The organism is Leptospira kemamanensis (assembly GCF_004769665.1).
GTDB lineage: Bacteria > Spirochaetota > Leptospiria > Leptospirales > Leptospiraceae > Leptospira_A > Leptospira_A kemamanensis.
This window is the reverse complement of sequence record NZ_RQGG01000007.1, coordinates 254,950-272,589: the sequence shown is the minus strand read 5'-3', so window position 1 is coordinate 272,589 and position 17,640 is coordinate 254,950. Positions and strand designations below refer to the sequence as shown.

Below are 17,640 nucleotides of genomic sequence, written 5' to 3'. Positions count from 1 at the left end.
GGCGGATTCTGTCGTTTCCCAGCATATTTTCTGCCGAAGAAAATCAGTTTTCGCCCTCTAAAAATCGATAATTTTAGTATGGCGATCGGCAGAACAGATTCGATGCAGGAACTTATCACGATTTTAGAATCGTTATTTGATGAGACCATTATCGGATCCGACGTCAATATCGTAAAACACCTCTTCTATTACCTAAAAGCCGATAACCGCGAATTCGAATTCATTTACGAAGAAGACATCTTAGTGGCTGCCGTCGAAGAAATTGAGGCCCATTCCGTCACTCTGATGATCCCGGACCTTGTGGAAAAAGGTTCCAGAAGGGCACGCGTTCGTTTTGAAGTGATGAATATCAACTATCAGTTTGAAGTTGTTATCCTCGACATCCAAAAAGATCAAATTGTCATCAAAACTCCAACCGAGTTACAATCATACCAACTCAGAACCAATCGAAGGATTCCCGTTGATGATTTGTTTATGAACTTCATCATCCTCTTTCGTAGTTTGTCGGGTGGATCGAGAGAAGTAGGAAAAAACTTATATGCGGAAAGCCGTTTCCCTCACCTAATGAAGGAAGTACGAAAAGACAGGCCTGATAGCAAACTGATTAACATCATGTTAACGGAAGCAATCGAACGCATTTCTAAAGATTATGAAATTCATTTCTTCAAAGAAGGTGAATCTCGAAATGAATTCGATGATTTTATCAAAAAAACGATCCTACGCACAGCAAAAACTATTTATATCCCCGATTGCAATAGAATCACTTCCTACATCAATGAAACAAACGATGATGTTTTGTTTAATTATGTTTCTGAATACAAAGACATGTCCAAAGAATTCGGAGAAGAGTTTGCTTTGGAATTTTTTGAATCCATGCGAAAACACGAATCCAGAAATTTTTTGGTTTCGTACATCATCACTCCCATTCGTTTGTATGAAGATGTTGTAGGTTACATCAAAGTATATTCCACAGCAATGGAACGGTTTACCATTTCCCAAAACCAAGCAGTGTATATCTTTGAATTGGCAGAGATCATCAGTTACGTATTCACTAAAATTGCCATTCAAATTGGTAGTTATGAAACCATGCAGTCCACAACCAAAGTAGTGGATATCTCACTTGATGGTCTACTATTTGAAATCTATGACAAACGTTTGTTTCAATATCTAAAACGACACAATATCATCAAAATGTTCATTCCATTAAACAAAGAAAGAACCATGATCCTTCGTGGGGAAATCATTCGGTTTCTAGATAAGGGTGACCATTACCACTTAGGTGTGAATTATTTTAGTTCCGCACCAGATGATATGTTGTTTTTAGAATCGTATTTGTTTGAAAAGAGTATGAAAATTCTTTCAGAGTAATCCCGATTGTTTTTCAGCAAGACGGATTGCATTGAGTAAATCTTCAGAAAGTGTGGTTTCACCCGTGTAATACAATCGCAAAAGTTTGCCATGTTCTACCAGTTTCGAACGATATTTGATTTCTTCCTGGCTTCCTCTCGTTTCTTTCCAACGTAAATTGTAAAATTCACAAGCGAGTTTATGTAAGTAATAATCGGATTTACGAAGTGCATAAGCCTTATTTAAAAATTCTTCTGTACGAAGAGCAAGTTCATCCCGTGTTTTCCGTAAGTCTACCGTGTTCCCAGCTAAGTTCGTATGTAGGAGGTTTAAATACGTCACCTCAAAACTATAAAGCCAAACTTCATATATTTTAGGGTATAAAGTTCGAGCTTCCTTTGCCACTTGAGGCATAAGCTCTAATTGTTTTTTATTTTCTTTCCCTTCCACTTTGAAGTAAAAAGTCAAAAATCGTAAATAGTCTACAAGGAATAACAATCGTTCCTGAGGGTTTGAAAAACGTTCTCTATTTTTCCAAGCCATAGAATATTCAAAAGCAGTAGAAACATACCCTTCTCCATCTTTCCAATGAGCTTTTCCAAGCGCATAATGTAAATCAGGTGAACTTTGATCTAAGGATACGGCGTGTTTGTATTTACGAAGAGCCTCATCCATTTGCCCTTTCGCAAAATAATGATCCCCTTGTTTTTTAGCTAAAAATGCTTCTTCGTATTTTGTGGTGTCTAGTAACCTAGCAGCTGTTACAGGTCTATCTTCAATCAATCGGAGATAACCTTCTCCACGGACTTGCCATCCAAAAAAAGTAGTGAGATAAACGGATTTCACCGTAATCATCCCAACTATATTTCCTTCACGAAAGGTTTTGTGATCTTGGTTTTTTTCGAGTAAGTATAAAGTTTGTCCGACACGAATCCCTTTCGGGTCTGCGACTTTGATAGTCACCGTATCTGGTCTTGTATCTACTTCCAATTCTTGCGAGAGTTTATCTACTTCGTAAAAACTGGCTTTTTCGATTCCTACGACTTCCCCTACGACAATCATACGCAAAGGATCTAAGGAAGATTGGCTTCGAAAGGCAAATGCCAAACGATCCGATGGTGACTGTGCGTAAACAAATGTCACAAGTAAAAAAGGAAGCAAAAACAGTCGAACCATCTACACTAAGGATCGACCGTTTTTGAAACAGGGAGAGAAGAAAATTGAACTCCCTACGGACACCGTAGGGAAAATCTTTTATTTAGGAAGGAAATCCAATCGAAATTTTCCTTCTCCCACTTGGTCTTTGGAATACAAAATCTTTCGGTGCACACCGAGATTGTAATCTTCCACGAGGTTTCCATAAAAAGGACTTCCTAAGTTCCCACTATTTCCAATGGGAAGTTGCGTCACGGACTCTTCAAACCTTCCATAATCAATGACCCTTCGTTTGGAAGGACCCGCTGTCGCCGTCCAATCTTCTTTCATCAATTTGTATTTGAGGTTATTGACTACTTCTGCCCCACCTGCGCTAGCCATAGGACCGATGTTAAAGACATTCCCAATCAAAGGTAACACTCCCAGTGGATGAGGGTGTTTGATTTTGTAGAGGTATTTCCATCTCCAAAGGCTCGGGGAAGCAGAAACATGGGTTTCCAAATACTTTGCTGTTTCTTCAACAGATCGTTTCAGAATATCATCTCTTGTTTCTCGGATGCCAACAGTTCGCAAATCATCCCAATAGAGGGAATTGGGATTACGAACAAACCTTCGATAGGCATTCCAATATTCTGCCATATCACCATAGAGTTCAAAATGTTCCTGACCCATCTCATCGATCAGAAGCTCTTTCATGGTGATGTAAAAAAATACATCATAAACAGCAGCACCTTGGGATTCTGGGAAATGTTCGAAGTTCCAATTTTTTAAAATTTCTAAAACCTTTTTTCCACCTAACGACTTAGAGTCTTTGACTGTGGAAAATAGAATTTCTAAATATTCGGGTGCAAAAGAGGCAACTGTATCGTTTTGAATGGCGGCAAGTTCTTCCAAACTCCATTTTTCTTGGGTTTCTAAAATTCCAACTAACCTTTGAAAACGATCAGGGGGTTGCCAATTGCCTTCTGGTTTGCCAAGTCCTGGCAGATTTTTGGTTGTGACTAAGTTATTTGCGGTCACAATGATTCCATTCTTTGGATTGATGATCTTAGGATTGTCTTTTGTGGGAACATATCCAATGACATCATTTTCTCCGGTCGAACCTTCCAAAATTTTCCTAGAGTTTCCTGATTTTAAGATAGGGAATCTTCCCACTGCATAATAGGCAATATTCCCTTGTTTGTCAGCATAACTAAAGTTAAGCCCTGGCGCACCAATCATAGAAGAGGCAGAATCTAATTCTTGAAAGGTCTTTGCTTTTCCCATTTTATACAATACATCGAGTAAAGGGTTTTCTAAATGGTGGTGAGCCCAATACAAACTGAGTGGCCTTCCCACATAACCTTTGATGTGTTCGGTGATGATGGGACCGTGACTCGTAATCGGTACTTCCAATGGAATTGTTGATCCATCTTTCTTTTTGATTTCATCTTTGTAATAAGTTAACTCTTCCCAAACGGAACCAGTTTTGTACTTACCATCTTCAATGGTTTCCCAATACAAATTGACATCATCTTGTTCGAGCATGGTGAGTCCCCAGGCTTTATCCCGATTATGAGCAATGAGGGGAAACGGAATGATGGATAAAAAATACCCATAGTTTTCATACCCAGGGTATTCAATGTAGGCTTCATACCAAACACCCGGATTTGACAAAGCAATGTGTGGGTCGTTGGCCAAAACCGCGCCACCACTTGCAGAACGACTAGGAGCAACTAACCAGGAATTACTTCCTTCCAATGGTTCAATGGGGAGCTCTAGACTTTGCACAAATCCAACCAAACGTTTTAAATCAGAACTATCTTTTCTTCGATTCACCAAATTTAGTTTTGGAGTTTCGATACGATTGGTACTATCAGAATTTGATCCTGTTTTAGAGGATGGATTGGAATTATCTGCCAGTTGTTTCCATCCCGGTTGGCTCTCTAAAATAGAAGCATTGGTTTCAAAATCATAACGAGGAAATAATTCACTGGAAGGACGACCCACTAACTCAGATTCCATGATGGAATACAGACTATCGGATTTTATTCCTTCCGCAAAAGAAAATCCCATATAAAACAAAAAGGAAACCGCATCCACTCGGTCAAAAGGCCTTGGTTTGATACCAAGAATTGTGTATTCAATTGGTAAAGGTTCTGTTTCGAGAAAGTGATTTACCCCTTCGAGAAACCAGTCTAGTTGTTGCCAAGCTTCTGGGTAAATGGGGTTCTTTTGACTCACATACTTCTCAGCCGATTGTTTTAACAAAAGAGATTTCAAAAATTTGTCGGTAGGAATCAGTTTTTCACCAAAAATTTCAGTGAGTCCCCCTTTCCCAATCCGTCTTTGTAATTCCATTTGGAAAATTCGATCTTGCGCCATTGTAAAACCTAACGCAAAATAGGCGGACTTGGCATCTTCCCCTATGATATGAGGAATCCCAACCGCATCACGTGTCACAGTGGCCTTAGTCGAAAGAGTTTTGGAACGAACTTCTCCCTGGTATCTAGGTGATTTGAGGGCAACAAGACCCCAAAACAGAAAGTGTAAGGTCACAGGTAAAGTGAAAATGAAAAGTAGGAAGAGACTTGTAAATGGTCTCTTCCTCAAAAATGTTTTGCAAGTATGGTACATAGTTATTGTAATGCTTTGATTTGACGAATTCGGTTTTGTTTATCCGCAGAGTCCCAAGCCGCATTGGAGAAGGATTCTACTTTGTAATACTTGGTTTTGTATTCTTCTTTGTAAGGTAACACAAGTTCTCGATCTGGTTCTGTGGTTTTGGCCGCTTGGATTTTTCGAAGTCCTTCTGCACCTTGGTTAAACCACTCAGGATCAATCGGTAAATTCACACGATGACCTCGAAAGGAAGTCGCAATGTAGGGACCATCCAAATCTTTATCACGTAGAATTTTGCCATAAAATGTAAATTCTACTTCGTTGGAACCAGACACTAAATCACCGTCATACACAGCGTAGGCGATGTATTCTCCATTTTTTTCGTCTTTTAAGTTGGCTTCCAAGTGGTATTTTCCTTTTTTGTAAACATTCACAACGGCTCTTACAATGAGAGAACCATCTTGAAGTGAATCAGTAAATACTCCATTGAACTCAGCTGGGATAGAAGGACTTGAAAAAAAGCTAGAGGTTAATGTTGTTTTTAAATTTTCAGGACCATATGTGATCTCTGCCACAAGTGACATTTGCCCCCAATCTGCTTTTTGAGGTTTCCAAGAAAAGGTATGAATATTATCACCTCTTGTTTGGTCACCATCACTTCCGTTATCATTCACAGAAGCACTGACAACACCGTATCGTTGTCCTTCCCATTCTTTAAACACTTGGTGAGAGTCGATGGATACCTTCACTCGGTTTCTTGCTTTATCACGACATTCTAATGTAACGTACATCATGTCTTTGTTCCCAATGACGGCCCAAGTTTTTGGTTGGAACAAACATACATATCCTGTAGGTTCGTTCGTTTTTGCATCAATCGTATAATCTGGAGAGGTTTCGATGATAAATGGAAATGCTAAATCATGATTGAGAATGGACATTGGTCTTGAAAACGGAGGGTATTCCGCCCATTCCATATACTTTTCTAAAATGAATTCTGGTGTTGCCCCGTCATCAGGGATCCCTTCACTACCACCACCATTCTCTCCACCTGATTCATATCCTTGCGTTGGATCCGAACTACTGGCCATTCTTTCTTGTCTTTTTTTTTCTTTAGATTCTTGGTCTGTACCAAATCCATCTGAAGAAAAATAAAAAATAAAACCTACCAACACCAGTATAACAATAGTTAGATACAATCCGTATCTACGAAATAAATCCATACGCTCCCTTCCTTTTCTGTTGTAAAACGGTTAAGAGCCTTTTCGGTTTTGAAACGATGTAAAGTAAAATTTAAATGGAAATGAGACTGGCTAGTGATTCAGAAATTGGAATCTCTTGAGGAATTGGCATTTGTTTCCACTCTTCGTAGTATTTGTATACTGTTCGTGAATAAGTGGGAACACCGCCAAATCGTTTATAACCACCAAGTCCTGCATTATAAGCTAACAATGTTGCTTCGAGTGAATCGGTGCGTTCCAAAAGATAATTCAAATAAAGAACACCAAGTAAAAGATTCGTTTCTGGTTCATACAAATCATTGGCAGAAGAATATGAAATTCCTTCTTTTTTCGCAAGCCACTTGGCCGTTTCAGGCATCACTTGCATGAGTCCAAGTGCTCCTTTATGGGATTTTGCTCGCGTATGGAACTGTGATTCTGTTTGGATCAGACCAACTAAAAATCCCAAACGGTCCACGGGAACTTGGTAAGTAAGCCCAGTCCTTTTGGGAAATCGAATGAAATACGAAGCCCTTTCGATGGCCTGAACCAAATGGATTCTCTCTTTTGTAGAGAGCCCTGGTCTTTTTTTAGCGATCAGAAACTCCAGTTTTGATTTCGCAGTTTCATTTCCGACCTGGTTTCCACTAGGAATTAATTTTCCATAGGATTCCAAAAAAAAGACAGAAAGCAAAAGAAAAGGGAAAAGGGTTTTAGGGAAAAATCTAGATTTTCGCATGGTGACTGATTGCCTCCTTATTGTGCATTGCACAATAAGGCCAGTTTCTGAGACCAACTTCTCCTGGCAAGGAGAAATTTGTGCGTTGCACAACGAAACTTCGAGACAAATGGGAAATGCTTGCCGAAACTTTGTTTTTAGGCATACGTGGAATGGCTTGGTTCCTTCACTCAACCTATACAGTTTCTTTTACTTTGGCCTCAGCTTGGTGAGTGGGATCGCGTACATCTACTTTCGATCTCGGAAAGAGGAACTGACCACTAGCTTTCGAGGGCTTCTCATCCCTCTTTTCAGTTTATTTTTTTGGTCAGTCGCTTGGTCGCTTTGTAATTCGTTTTTAACCCCCCTCACAGGGTATGTTTTTGTTTTTTTAAAGAACCCCGCCATTTTAGTACTCGGTGTCTCCACTTCCGAATTAGCATTCAGGTTCCAAAAAGACTTATTTCCAACTTGGAGGGTTTGGAGTTTTCGAATCCAAACGGGCATTGCCATACTCGCAGGAGTGATCAATGGACTCGGATTTTTTAAGAGAAAGATTCTTTTTGATCCTAAAATGGAATTTTATGTTCCCGAACAATCCTCTCCCGATCTTTGGATTCGTTTGTCGATCTTATCCATCGCCATTGCTTTGTGTTGTATATTGATCAATACACTTGCTGCCCTTTTTGCGAAGTACAATCGATTTAGTGGAATTCAAAAAAAAGCAACTGGTGGTTTTATCATCGCCATCTTTGGAATTCTAACTTTAGCATTTGCCGATATCCTTGTGGATATGAATTATGTAAGTAAACCAACTTATCTTTTCATTTTAACAAACCTAACCATCATCATCATGACAATCCTCGTACTTGTTTCTTTAAACCAAGAGACAGTTCCTTCTTCCGTAGGATTCAAAATCATGACTTTCAATTTAACGATACTCTATTTGATTTTATCCATCGTGGCGAATTTTTTATTCAATCGATTTCGAATTGATATCCAAAACGAGATGAGCCGGGAAAAACATAATATCAAAACCCAATTGGAACTAGGGAATGTTTATCCATTTGTGTATCTCACGGATTTAGTCGTTGATATGCAGGAAAAAAACTTTCGAATCAATAAAATCAATTTTCCGACAAATGAAATCCAATCCCTTACAAAACGGATTCCTTCGTATGAAGAATTCAAAGTAGAAACGTTTTCTGACAAACCCAATGGCATCTATTGGACATCTGATTTTTATGCAAAAAACCATCATTTTTTATTAGCGATCCCTTATTTGGAGTATCGAAACAAAGTCCACCAAACAGTCGTCTGGCTCATCATCACACTGCTTTTTTCCATTTTCACGATCTTCATGTTGTATCCTGTGCTTCACAAAACAAGTATCGTGTATCCTCTCACTAGATTACTTTCTGGGATTCGAAGAATGCAATCAGGAGATTTATTTGTTTCGGTAGAAATATCCAGTAAAGATGAAATTGGTGAACTCTCTAAAAGTTTTAATGATATGATTTCGATCGTAAGAGAAGCAAGGTTTCAACTCGAACAAAAAATCGAAGAACGAACTGTTTCATTAAACAATACGATCTTAGAACTAAGTGATACCCAAGAACAATTATTACATGCCGAAAGAATGTCAACTCTTGGTAAAATTGCAGCAAGTGTTGCTCACGAAATCAATAACCCTCTTGCTGCCATCAAAGGAAGCATTCAATTCATAAAAGACAGCCAATTTTCCGAAGACAAACAAGAACTGACTCCACTCGAAGTCCAATCTGATTTACTGATTGCAGAGTTTAAAAACAAAAAACGTTCGGAAGTCACCTCACGTTTCAAACGCAAACGCGAGTTAACTCAATTCTTTCGCTCCAAACATATCCAAGACCCTGTCTCTTTAGCTGACACTTGTTTTGATTTTCACATCGAAACCATCCCGAAAGACTACTTACATCTTTTTGATTCCGAAGAAGGAATCGAAGCCTTCCAAACTCGTTTGAATGAACACGTGGTTCGGTTCCATTTGGGGATCATTGAAACGGCAGTGGAACGGGCTTCCAAAATCGTATTTGCCTTAAAACACCATTCCTACTCGGGTCCCAAAGAAAACCAAAAGGTACTCTCCCTGAGAGAAGGAATGGAATCAGTTCTCAGTATGTATTCCAAAAGTTGGAAACCTCATGTGGAAATTGATTGGGTGCATGAAGGGGATCCAATGGTGTTTGGCCATGCAGACGAACTCATCCAAGTTTGGACCAATTTGATTTACAATTCCTTCCAAGCTTGCCCGAATGAAAATGGCCGAATCCAAATCTCTCTTCGCCCAGCAGGAGAAAATGCCGTCATCCAGATTGAAGATAATGGGAAAGGAATCCCACAAGAGATTCTCCCTCGGATCTTTGAGCCATTTTTTACCACGAAAGAACTGGGAATGGGCACGGGACTGGGTCTCTCCATCGTCCAAAAAATCATCGAAAACCACAAAGGATCCATCCAAGTGGAAAGCCATCCAGGCAAAACCCTCTTCACCATCACCCTACCCCTAGCAAATTCCTAGGATATCTCGGACAATTTTGTCATGAAACGAATGACAATGGCAAAAATATGTTAATTTTCTGTCGAAAGTTGGCAAAAAATTTCTTGTCAAACTTTTGCCAAACTTATACAACAAAGGAAACACCATTAGGAAATAGGAAATTTAAATGCGAACTCTACTCACAGCGATCACAACTCTCATTTTAGCAGGGTCACTCAGCGCCCAAACCTACACTGTCTTCATTCATGGCAAATCGGGCAAAAATCATAATGGCATCGGCACAACGGATGTGAACGGATATTGGGGTTCTTCTGTGAATTCTGTCAGTGGAAAACGAATTTTCATCGGTTACGATGGAACCACTGACCCAAGAACGTACGGATCGTCCCGCGCACAATCGAATATTTCCACTGGTCTTACCAACTACTGTAAAGGTGCCAACTCTTGCAAAATCGTATGCCACTCGGCGGGATGTTACGCGATCGAGTATTGGTTATCAAACCTTGGCTCTACTGCTTCTGCGAAAGGTTTTAACATCACAAAAGTAACGGCACTCGCAGCGGCTTCTGGTGGATCGGAACTTGCGAACGCACTCAACGGAATTACGTTTGGTTTCGGTGGAAACGCAATGGACAAATCTCTCATCGTAACCACTGCTCGCGGGGCATTTAACCACAATAATACGGGTGGTGTGGCAGTGAATCACGTACCTGGTTACAAAGGTATGTTTGGAGCATCTGCTATCCTTCCTGGAGAAGATGACTATGCGGTTGCTTATCACTCTTCTTGTGCTTACAACCGTGCAGGGGGATTAAACAAATGCCAAGGATCTCTCACACAATACGAAGGTTTATGGCCATTCGGCTCTAACAGAACATACACACAATACAGTGGACACTACCGTGCACCATCTGTTTCTTCCACAGGATTGTATCTAGACCACGGTCAGATCAAAACGGAAGGTTGGAGATAAATTTAGGATTCATTGAAAGAAAGGAAAAGGAAATAAAGAGATGCGTAGCTCAATCACAACAATACTTGCGTTCCTAGTAGCAGGATCGCTTAGTGCACAAACCTATACCGTGTTCATTCACGGTAAGTCGGACAAAAACCACAATGGTGTGGGAACAACAGACGTAAACGGATACTGGGGTTCTTCCACTAGTAAAGTTTCTGGGTCTAAAATTTTCATCGGTTACGATGGAACCACTGACCCAAGAACATACGGATCGTCCCGTGCACAATCGAACATTTCCACTGGACTTACTAACTACTGTAAAGGTGCCAACTCTTGCAAAATTGTATGCCACTCCGCTGGCTGTTATGCGATCGAGTATTGGTTGTCTAACCTTGGATCTACTGCATCTGCGAAAGGATTTAACCTAACAAAAGTAACTGCACTCGCAGCGGCTTCTGGTGGATCTGAACTTGCATCTGCTCTGAATGGAATCACATTTGGTTTTGCTGGAAACGCAATGGACAAATCTCTTATCGTAGGTACTGCTCGTGGTGCCTTCAACCATAACAACACTGCAGGTGTCGCTGTGAACCACGTGCCTGGATACAAAGGTATGTTTGGAGCATCTGCCATCCTTCCTGGGGAAGATGACTATGCGGTTGCGTACCACTCTTCTTGTGGATACAACAAAGCAGGTGGTTTAAACAAATGCCAATCTTCCCTCACACAAAGTGAAGGAATCTGGCCTTTTAATTCCAACGTGACTTACACTCAATACAGCGGTCACTACAGAGCACCATCTGTAACTGCGACTGGACTTTACCTCGACCACGGACAAATCAAAACAGAAGGATACCGATAGAATCGGGATCCTTTCGATACTCTCCCTTCGGGGGGATTCGAAAAAGGCCAGCCACTCCGGCTGGTCTTTTTTTTTGCCCTAATATAATACGAATTGACACATTTGACTTATTTGTGGAATTTGTGCTAAAAGATAGAAAATCAGGAAAGGGAAAAACTATGCGGAGCACCATCACAACAGTACTAGCGTTCCTACTTGCAGGATCACTAAGTGCACAAACCTACACCGTGTTCATCCACGGAAAATCAGACAAAAACCACAATGGCGTGGGCACAACAGACGTGAATTCGTATTGGGGAACCTCTGCGAATACCGTTTCTGGATCGAAAATTTTCATCGGTTACGATGGAACTTCTGACCCAAGAACATACGGATCGTCTCGTGCTCAAACAAACATTTCCACTGGACTTACGAACTATTGCAAAGGATCTAACTCTTGCAAAATCGTATGTCACTCTGCGGGATGTTACGCGATTGAGTTTTGGTTGGCAAATTTGGGATCCACTGCGTCCTCAAAAGGTTTCAATCTTACAAAAGTAACTGCACTTGCAGCGGCTTCTGGTGGATCGGAACTAGCTTCTGCTCTGAATGGTGCAACATTCGGATTTGGTGGCAATGCGATGGACAAGTCTCTCATCGTTTCCACAGCACGCGGAGCGTTTAACCACAACAATACGGCTGGAATTCAAATTCACCATGTACCTGGTTACAAAGGTGCTTTTGGACCTTCTGCCATACTTCCAGGTGAAGATGACTATGCAGTTGCATACCATTCATCTTGTGGATATAACCGTGCAGGCGGACTTAGCAAATGCCAATCTTCCATCGTAAGTGGTAGCACTACTTATACACAATACACTGGACACGTAAGAGCTCCATCTCTTACTGCAACAGGTTTGTATAAGAATCATAGTGAGATCAAAAACGAAGGAACAAGATAAATTTAGGTTTTAAGAACACAAAGCTAGGACTCCTAGCCTTGTGTTTCGATTGAGAAGCTGAAGGGAAACCTTCAGCTTTTTTTGTATCAAAAGAAGATCATTTTTAGTTTAGATCTTCATTTTTTATGCATGTTTGATCACACCTTGTCTTGATTTTCCGATGAACCAATAATAGAGCACTGGTACTGCAAATCTGCTTAATACTGTTGCGGCTATTTCACCAAACATGAGTGAGATGGCAAGACCTTGGAAGATGGGATCAAATAACATCACAAAGGAACCCACGACAACTGCAGAAGCTGTGAGTAACATGGGTCGAAACCGAACTACTCCTGCATGCACCACAGCATCTTTTAATGGAACACCTTTTTTAATCTCTCCTTCGATGAAGTCAACAAGGATGATGGAGTTACGAACAATGATCCCTGCTCCGGCAATGAATCCAATCATGGATGTTGCAGTAAAATAAGCACCCATCACCCAGTGGCCAGGCAAAATTCCAATGAGTGAAATTGGAATCGGTACCATGATGATGAGAGGAACTGTGTAACTTTTAAACCATCCTAAAACCAAAACATAGATGAGTAGGATTACCACAGCGAAGGCTCCCCCTAAGTCCCTGAACACTTCATATGTAATGAACCATTCTCCATCCCATTTGATAACAGGTTTTGTTGTATTCCAAGGTACATCTGCTGTTTGGGTCTCATACTGGATCTTAGGCGCCAGTTTTAACATTCCGTAAACAGGTGCTTCCTCTTCTCCAGATAGTTCACTCATCACATAATTGACAGGTTTTAAGTTTTTACGAAAGAGGGCGCGGTCTTCTTCTAAGTAAGGATTCCCTAACACTCGTTCGGAGGAAACGACTCCCGATTCCATAGACATGATATTTTGGTTTTGGAATGGAGACTTCGAACTACGAACATTTTGTTTCACAGATAGATAAATCGATACTTCCTCTGGTTCTTTTGCTGTCGCCAAACTGACAAGTGGTGATTCCGAAAACAAAATGGAACCCGTGTATGCAAGCGCCGATGTTTTGATTCCGTAAAGACCTGATTTTTCAAAATCAATTGGATATACCATCTTCGGTCTTCCGTTCCGTAAGGAAGTATCCAAATCAACCACACTTGGTTCTTCCTTGAAAATTTGGTAAATCTCTTCCGCTACTTTTTTTCTCTCCGAGACTGTAGGTCCGTAAATTTCAGCGACCATAGTTGCCATCACCGGTGGGCCTGGTGGAATCTCTAATACCTTGGTCACGGCATTGTGATTCGTTCCAAAGGATTTGATCTCCCCACGTAATGATTCTATGATTTCATGACTTGATTCCTTCCTGTCATTTTTATTCTTTAAAATGATTTGTAAGTCATTCATCGAATCCAAATTACGAAGAAACGAGTGTTTCACCATTCCAGAAAAAGAAAACGGTGCCGCTTCTCCCCCAAAGATTTGGATTTTTTCTACATTCGGATTTTGTAACAATTTCTTTGCCAATCCTTCCGACTGTGACATACTTTCTTTCAAAGTTGTTTTTGGTTCGTAATCGACAAGAACTTGGAACTCTTCTTTGTTATCAAAAGGTAACATTTTTACTTTTACCCATTTGAAAGCAACGAAGGCCATGGAAACCACAAGCAGTCCAATGGTAATGGCACCAAAGAGACTTGCGTTTTTCTTTGTACCTAACAACCAATTGGTGAATTTAATGTAAAGTTGGTCTAGTTTGGAAACTTTATGACCCACTTCCTTTTCAGAGTGAGTATGTGTTTCTTTTAACAATCGGACAGATGCCCAAGGAGTGATCACAAAGGCAACAATGAGTGATAAAATCATCGCAAGACTTGCCCCAACAGGGATCGGTTTCATATAAGGACCCATAAGTCCTCGCACAAACGCCATCGGTAAAATCGCAGCGATCACGGTAAATGTTGCAAGGATAGTTGGATTTCCAACTTCCGAAACTGCAATGAGAGTCGCTCGAATGATACCGAGTTTTGGATTTTCTTCCAAATGTCGTTCAATGTTTTCCACCACAACAATGGCATCATCCACCAGAATTCCAATGGAAAAAATCAATGCAAAGAGTGTCACTCGGTTCAGTGTATAACCAAGGAAATAATAAATGGCAAGTGTTAAAGCCAAAGTAACAGGAATGGCAATGGCAACCACAAGGGCAGACCTCCATCCCATCCATAAAGCAATGAGGATGGTCACAGAAATTGTAGCAATTAATAAATGTTCTATGAGTTCATGTGATTTGTCTTCCGCAGTACTTCCGTAGTCTCGTATTACACTTAAAGAAATTTCTTTTGGTAAATCCTTTTGAAATAGTTCTGCTCTTTCAATTAAGTCCTTAGAGAGGTTTACTACATTGGTTCCCTTTCGTTTGGCAAATACAATGGTAACCGCATTTCGTTTGGACTCACCGATGGATTTGTCATATAATAAAGAGCTTCTGGTTCTTTCCTCAGGCCCCTCTTCCACTTGGGCAAGATCTTGGATGCGGACCACTCTTCCTCCGCGTTGAGCAACAGGTAAACGTTTTACATCGGCTATATTTTTTAATACACCACCAACTTCCGTATCCAAAACAGATTCTGAAGACCAATTTTTACCAGCAGGTATGAGGGCATCATTTTGTTTTAAACTTTCTGCTACCTCCATGGAAGTGACTCCGTATCTTGTGAGTAACTCTGGATCAATTTTTACCCTTACTGTTTTCTTAAGTCCACCTAACATTTGCACACTAGCTAAATCAGGTGTAGAAGACAATTCACGGGCTAAAGGTGCCACTTTTTGTCTTAGTTCATAATCATTTAATGATTCAGAACTAAAACTTAAAGCAAGGAAAGGAACATCATCAATCGAGTATGACTTTACAATGGGATTAAGAGTATTTTTGGGTAAACTTGTTTTTGCTTCCATCAGTTTGTGATGGATTTTCACAAGAGAAGGTTCAATCGGTTCTCCCACTTTAAATCGGACAGTGATATAACTTCCATGCCACTTACTTGTGGAATAAATGTATTCCACTCCTTCCAGTCCCCAGACTGCACGTTCGACAGGTTCTGTCACTTTACGTTCTGTTTCTTCTGGTGAAAAACCAGGACTAGGAATTTGGATATCAATCATCGGAACCGAAATTTGTGGTTCTTCCTCTTTTGGAGTTAAATACACTGCAAATAAACCGAGCACTAAACTCGCAATTGCGATGACGGGCGTTAACCTAGAATGTAAAAATGTTTCCGCAAGTCGCCCTGCGAAACCCGCTCTAATTTCTTCCAGTGGATTCATAATTGTCTTCCTTATTTGAAAATATTGATACTTCGGTTCTTACTTGTAACATCCCAATTTCTGTTTCCATTAGAACACGTGATAACTCTAAAGATTTATTTAATGTCTCTGCAAATTGAATGGCATTGATTGCTCCACTTTGGAATAATCTTTGCATGTTTGAGACTTGTTCTTCTTGGAATTTTACTGTTTCTTTAATAAGTTCCAAACTTTCCTTAAGAGTGGTTTCTTTTTGAATTAAAGATTTCACATGTGCTTCTTCTTCTTTTGTTTTTTCTTCAATTTTTTTCAGAGCGGATTCAGCGTTTAATTTTGCTTCATCAACCGCGCCCATATCTTTTGGATTATAAAGATTCATTTGTAAATACACACCGGCTTGGTAGGCGTTGGAAATATTCCTGCTTCCTTGGTATCCATATGCTTCCGAATACGCTCCCAGTTTTGGTAAAAACTTAGCCATTTCCATGTCAGCTTTCAGTTTTTCACCTTCTGCATATTTGATTTGTGCATTCATTTGGTTGGATCGTTCATAACCAACTGGTCGTTTGAAATAGGTATCTAAGAAAGTATTTAGATCTGACTCTACTATTTCCAAATCTGTAGATGGTAAATCAGATAATACATATAAGGTTTCTTTATAATCTTTGATTTGTAACTCAGATTGTTTTTCCAAAATCGAAATTTGGTTTTTGATGGATTTTAAAGCAAGGTATCCAGCATAACCAACAGGATTTCCTTTGTTCCCTAACGAGTAATTGGATTGGAAACGACTTTCTATTTTTTTGATTTGTTCGAGTCTCTTTTGATACTCATACAAGGACTGGATGGCTCTGTAATAAAAACCAGCTTGGGCAAATTCACGATCTCGAATCGCTAACCATTCAAATTTTAAACCAGTACTTCTTTTTTCATTCATTGCTGCAAAGGTTTTGCCAGATCCACCTTCGTATAAAGGTAAATCCATACCTAACGTTCCTCGAGAATATTGGTGGCTACCTGGATAGTTTAAAGTATCTTTTGCAAAAAGATTCATTGTATCCGAATTCAATGTCGTATAAGGTTGGTTATTCGAATCTAAAAAATTTCCTGGTCGAGTCCGAGTGGATGCCGTAGAGAAATCTGCATCTGTCGCACTCCTTTGACTTAGTTTACCCATAAAGTTGAGAGTTGGATCGTTTGTTTGGAAAGTTCGAAGATCTGCATATACTCTAGGTAACCAGTGTTTGTCGGATCTATCTTTTGCAATTTCACCAGCTTTCCACTCCAAATATTTAGATTTTCTTGCTGATGAATTTTCTTCGATTCGTTTCCAAAGTTCATTAAATCCGACTCCTTCAGCAGAAAGATAAATCGGCGCGAAGAGAAGCAGAAAGCTAGTGAAATATTTCATTGGATTAGTCCTTAACCTTTGGTTCTACACCAAGTTTGTTCAAAAGGATTGCCATGGGACAAAAACCAATGATTGAAAACACAACCAAGTTTATCCCAACAAGTAAGTTCAAAAGGAACCACCAAGAGGAAACATATACCCCAAGAGAAACTCCTACTAAACTAAACACTCCAGCGATGAGAAATACCAATCGCTCCAAATACCATGTTTTTGTTGAAGCCAAGAACATTACCATACCCCCTATAGTATATAGCTTTTAGACCATACATACCCCTGCGGGTATATATGGCAAGAATTTTTAAACGGATTTTGGTAGGAGAAAAATGGAATTAGAGAGAGAAAGCAGCAGAAATGGCTTTTTTTACGTCAGTTTCGATGTTTTGTGTGGACTTCTTTTCTTTGAAACAGGTATCCATATATTCATGTATATAGGCCTCTCCAAACTTTTTCATGGCTTGGTGGGCTGCCTTCAGAAGAAGGATCGCTTTTTCGCAGTCCTGTTCTTCCGTCACAATGGTATTTTTGATCGCTTCCAACTGCCCTTGGATACGATTGATGCGGTGGATGAGTTTGGTTTGGTTTTCAGAAAGGCTCATACCTACATACCCAGCA

At 40.0% G+C, this 17,640-nt stretch carries 13 protein-coding genes; 5 read left to right on the top strand and 8 right to left on the bottom strand.

Annotated features, from left to right (window positions below; all coding sequences use genetic code 11):
• Nucleotides 1–78: 78 nt before the first annotated feature.
• Complete coding sequence (locus EHQ59_RS02480) at nucleotides 79–1,368, top strand: PilZ domain-containing protein (RefSeq protein WP_135617549.1); 1,290 nt, start codon at nucleotides 79–81, stop codon at nucleotides 1,366–1,368.
• On the opposite strand, the gene EHQ59_RS02475 is transcribed toward EHQ59_RS02480, so the two are convergent.
• The 4 genes from EHQ59_RS02475 to EHQ59_RS02460 form a co-directional block, all read right to left on the bottom strand.
• Nucleotides 1,360–2,523, bottom strand: a complete 1,164-nt coding sequence (locus EHQ59_RS02475) for a tetratricopeptide repeat protein (protein ID WP_135617548.1) — start codon at nucleotides 2,521–2,523, stop codon at nucleotides 1,360–1,362. The genes EHQ59_RS02480 and EHQ59_RS02475 overlap by 9 nt on opposite strands.
• A 78-nt stretch (nucleotides 2,524–2,601) precedes the next feature.
• Nucleotides 2,602–5,118 (bottom strand): penicillin acylase family protein, encoded by a 2,517-nt coding sequence (locus EHQ59_RS02470; RefSeq protein WP_135617547.1) that lies wholly within the window; start codon nucleotides 5,116–5,118, stop codon nucleotides 2,602–2,604.
• Nucleotides 5,119–5,120: 2 nt separating this feature from the next.
• On the bottom strand, nucleotides 5,121–6,323 hold the full coding sequence (locus EHQ59_RS02465; protein ID WP_135617546.1) for a hypothetical protein: 1,203 nt from the start codon (nucleotides 6,321–6,323) through the stop codon (nucleotides 5,121–5,123).
• 70 nt (nucleotides 6,324–6,393) lie between these two features.
• Nucleotides 6,394–7,059, bottom strand: coding sequence for a lytic transglycosylase domain-containing protein (locus EHQ59_RS02460; RefSeq protein WP_135617545.1), 666 nt, complete (start codon nucleotides 7,057–7,059; stop codon nucleotides 6,394–6,396).
• A gap of 157 nt (nucleotides 7,060–7,216) precedes the next feature.
• On the opposite strand from EHQ59_RS02460, the gene EHQ59_RS02455 reads away from it, so the two are divergent.
• The 4 genes from EHQ59_RS02455 (at nucleotide 7,217) to EHQ59_RS02440 (ending at nucleotide 12,338) form a co-directional block, all read left to right on the top strand.
• Nucleotides 7,217–9,598: a HAMP domain-containing sensor histidine kinase gene (locus EHQ59_RS02455; RefSeq protein WP_135617544.1), complete on the top strand. Its 2,382-nt coding sequence runs from the start codon at nucleotides 7,217–7,219 to the stop codon at nucleotides 9,596–9,598.
• Between the two features lie 145 nt (nucleotides 9,599–9,743).
• Entirely contained in the window at nucleotides 9,744–10,550 is an 807-nt protein-coding gene (locus EHQ59_RS02450; protein WP_135617543.1) for a hypothetical protein, read from the top strand.
• A 40-nt stretch (nucleotides 10,551–10,590) separates the two neighbouring features.
• Nucleotides 10,591–11,397 carry a hypothetical protein gene (locus tag EHQ59_RS02445; RefSeq protein WP_135617542.1) on the top strand — a complete coding sequence of 269 codons (807 nt, stop codon included), beginning with the start codon at nucleotides 10,591–10,593 and terminating at the stop codon, nucleotides 11,395–11,397.
• Between the two features lie 158 nt (nucleotides 11,398–11,555).
• The gene (locus EHQ59_RS02440) at nucleotides 11,556–12,338 is read left to right on the top strand and encodes a hypothetical protein (protein ID WP_135617541.1); all 783 of its coding nucleotides are present in this window, start codon (nucleotides 11,556–11,558) and stop codon (nucleotides 12,336–12,338) included.
• A 123-nt stretch (nucleotides 12,339–12,461) separates the two neighbouring features.
• Here EHQ59_RS02440 and EHQ59_RS02435 read toward each other — a convergent pair whose 3' ends face one another.
• The 4 genes from EHQ59_RS02435 to EHQ59_RS02420 form a co-directional block, all read right to left on the bottom strand.
• Nucleotides 12,462–15,638, bottom strand: coding sequence for an efflux RND transporter permease subunit (locus EHQ59_RS02435; RefSeq protein ID WP_135617540.1), 3,177 nt, complete (start codon nucleotides 15,636–15,638; stop codon nucleotides 12,462–12,464).
• Nucleotides 15,616–17,028, bottom strand: a complete 1,413-nt coding sequence (locus EHQ59_RS02430; RefSeq protein WP_135617539.1) for a TolC family protein — start codon at nucleotides 17,026–17,028, stop codon at nucleotides 15,616–15,618. The genes EHQ59_RS02435 and EHQ59_RS02430 overlap by 23 nt, the downstream gene beginning before the upstream one ends.
• A gap of 4 nt (nucleotides 17,029–17,032) precedes the next feature.
• Complete coding sequence (locus tag EHQ59_RS02425) at nucleotides 17,033–17,257, bottom strand: YgaP family membrane protein (RefSeq protein WP_135617538.1); 225 nt, start codon at nucleotides 17,255–17,257, stop codon at nucleotides 17,033–17,035.
• 100 nt (nucleotides 17,258–17,357) lie between these two features.
• Nucleotides 17,358–17,624, bottom strand: coding sequence for a metal-sensitive transcriptional regulator (locus EHQ59_RS02420; protein WP_100716315.1), 267 nt, complete (start codon nucleotides 17,622–17,624; stop codon nucleotides 17,358–17,360).
• Nucleotides 17,625–17,640: the final 16 nt, after the last annotated feature.

What these genes read in the sequence shown, in the direction of transcription:
- EHQ59_RS02480 (WP_135617549.1), top strand. Translation starts at nt 79, where the DNA reads ATGGCGATCGGCAGAACAGATTCGATGCAGGAACTTATCACGATTTTA.
- EHQ59_RS02475 (WP_135617548.1), bottom strand. Translation starts at nt 2,523, where the DNA reads ATGGTTCGACTGTTTTTGCTTCCTTTTTTACTTGTGACATTTGTTTAC.
- EHQ59_RS02470 (WP_135617547.1), bottom strand. Translation starts at nt 5,118, where the DNA reads ATGTACCATACTTGCAAAACATTTTTGAGGAAGAGACCATTTACAAGT.
- EHQ59_RS02465 (WP_135617546.1), bottom strand. Translation starts at nt 6,323, where the DNA reads ATGGATTTATTTCGTAGATACGGATTGTATCTAACTATTGTTATACTG.
- EHQ59_RS02460 (WP_135617545.1), bottom strand. Translation starts at nt 7,059, where the DNA reads ATGCGAAAATCTAGATTTTTCCCTAAAACCCTTTTCCCTTTTCTTTTG.
- EHQ59_RS02450 (WP_135617543.1), top strand. Translation starts at nt 9,744, where the DNA reads ATGCGAACTCTACTCACAGCGATCACAACTCTCATTTTAGCAGGGTCA.
- EHQ59_RS02445 (WP_135617542.1), top strand. Translation starts at nt 10,591, where the DNA reads ATGCGTAGCTCAATCACAACAATACTTGCGTTCCTAGTAGCAGGATCG.
- EHQ59_RS02440 (WP_135617541.1), top strand. Translation starts at nt 11,556, where the DNA reads ATGCGGAGCACCATCACAACAGTACTAGCGTTCCTACTTGCAGGATCA.
- EHQ59_RS02435 (WP_135617540.1), bottom strand. Translation starts at nt 15,638, where the DNA reads ATGAATCCACTGGAAGAAATTAGAGCGGGTTTCGCAGGGCGACTTGCG.
- EHQ59_RS02430 (WP_135617539.1), bottom strand. Translation starts at nt 17,028, where the DNA reads ATGAAATATTTCACTAGCTTTCTGCTTCTCTTCGCGCCGATTTATCTT.
- EHQ59_RS02425 (WP_135617538.1), bottom strand. Translation starts at nt 17,257, where the DNA reads ATGTTCTTGGCTTCAACAAAAACATGGTATTTGGAGCGATTGGTATTT.
- EHQ59_RS02420 (WP_100716315.1), bottom strand. Translation starts at nt 17,624, where the DNA reads ATGAGCCTTTCTGAAAACCAAACCAAACTCATCCACCGCATCAATCGT.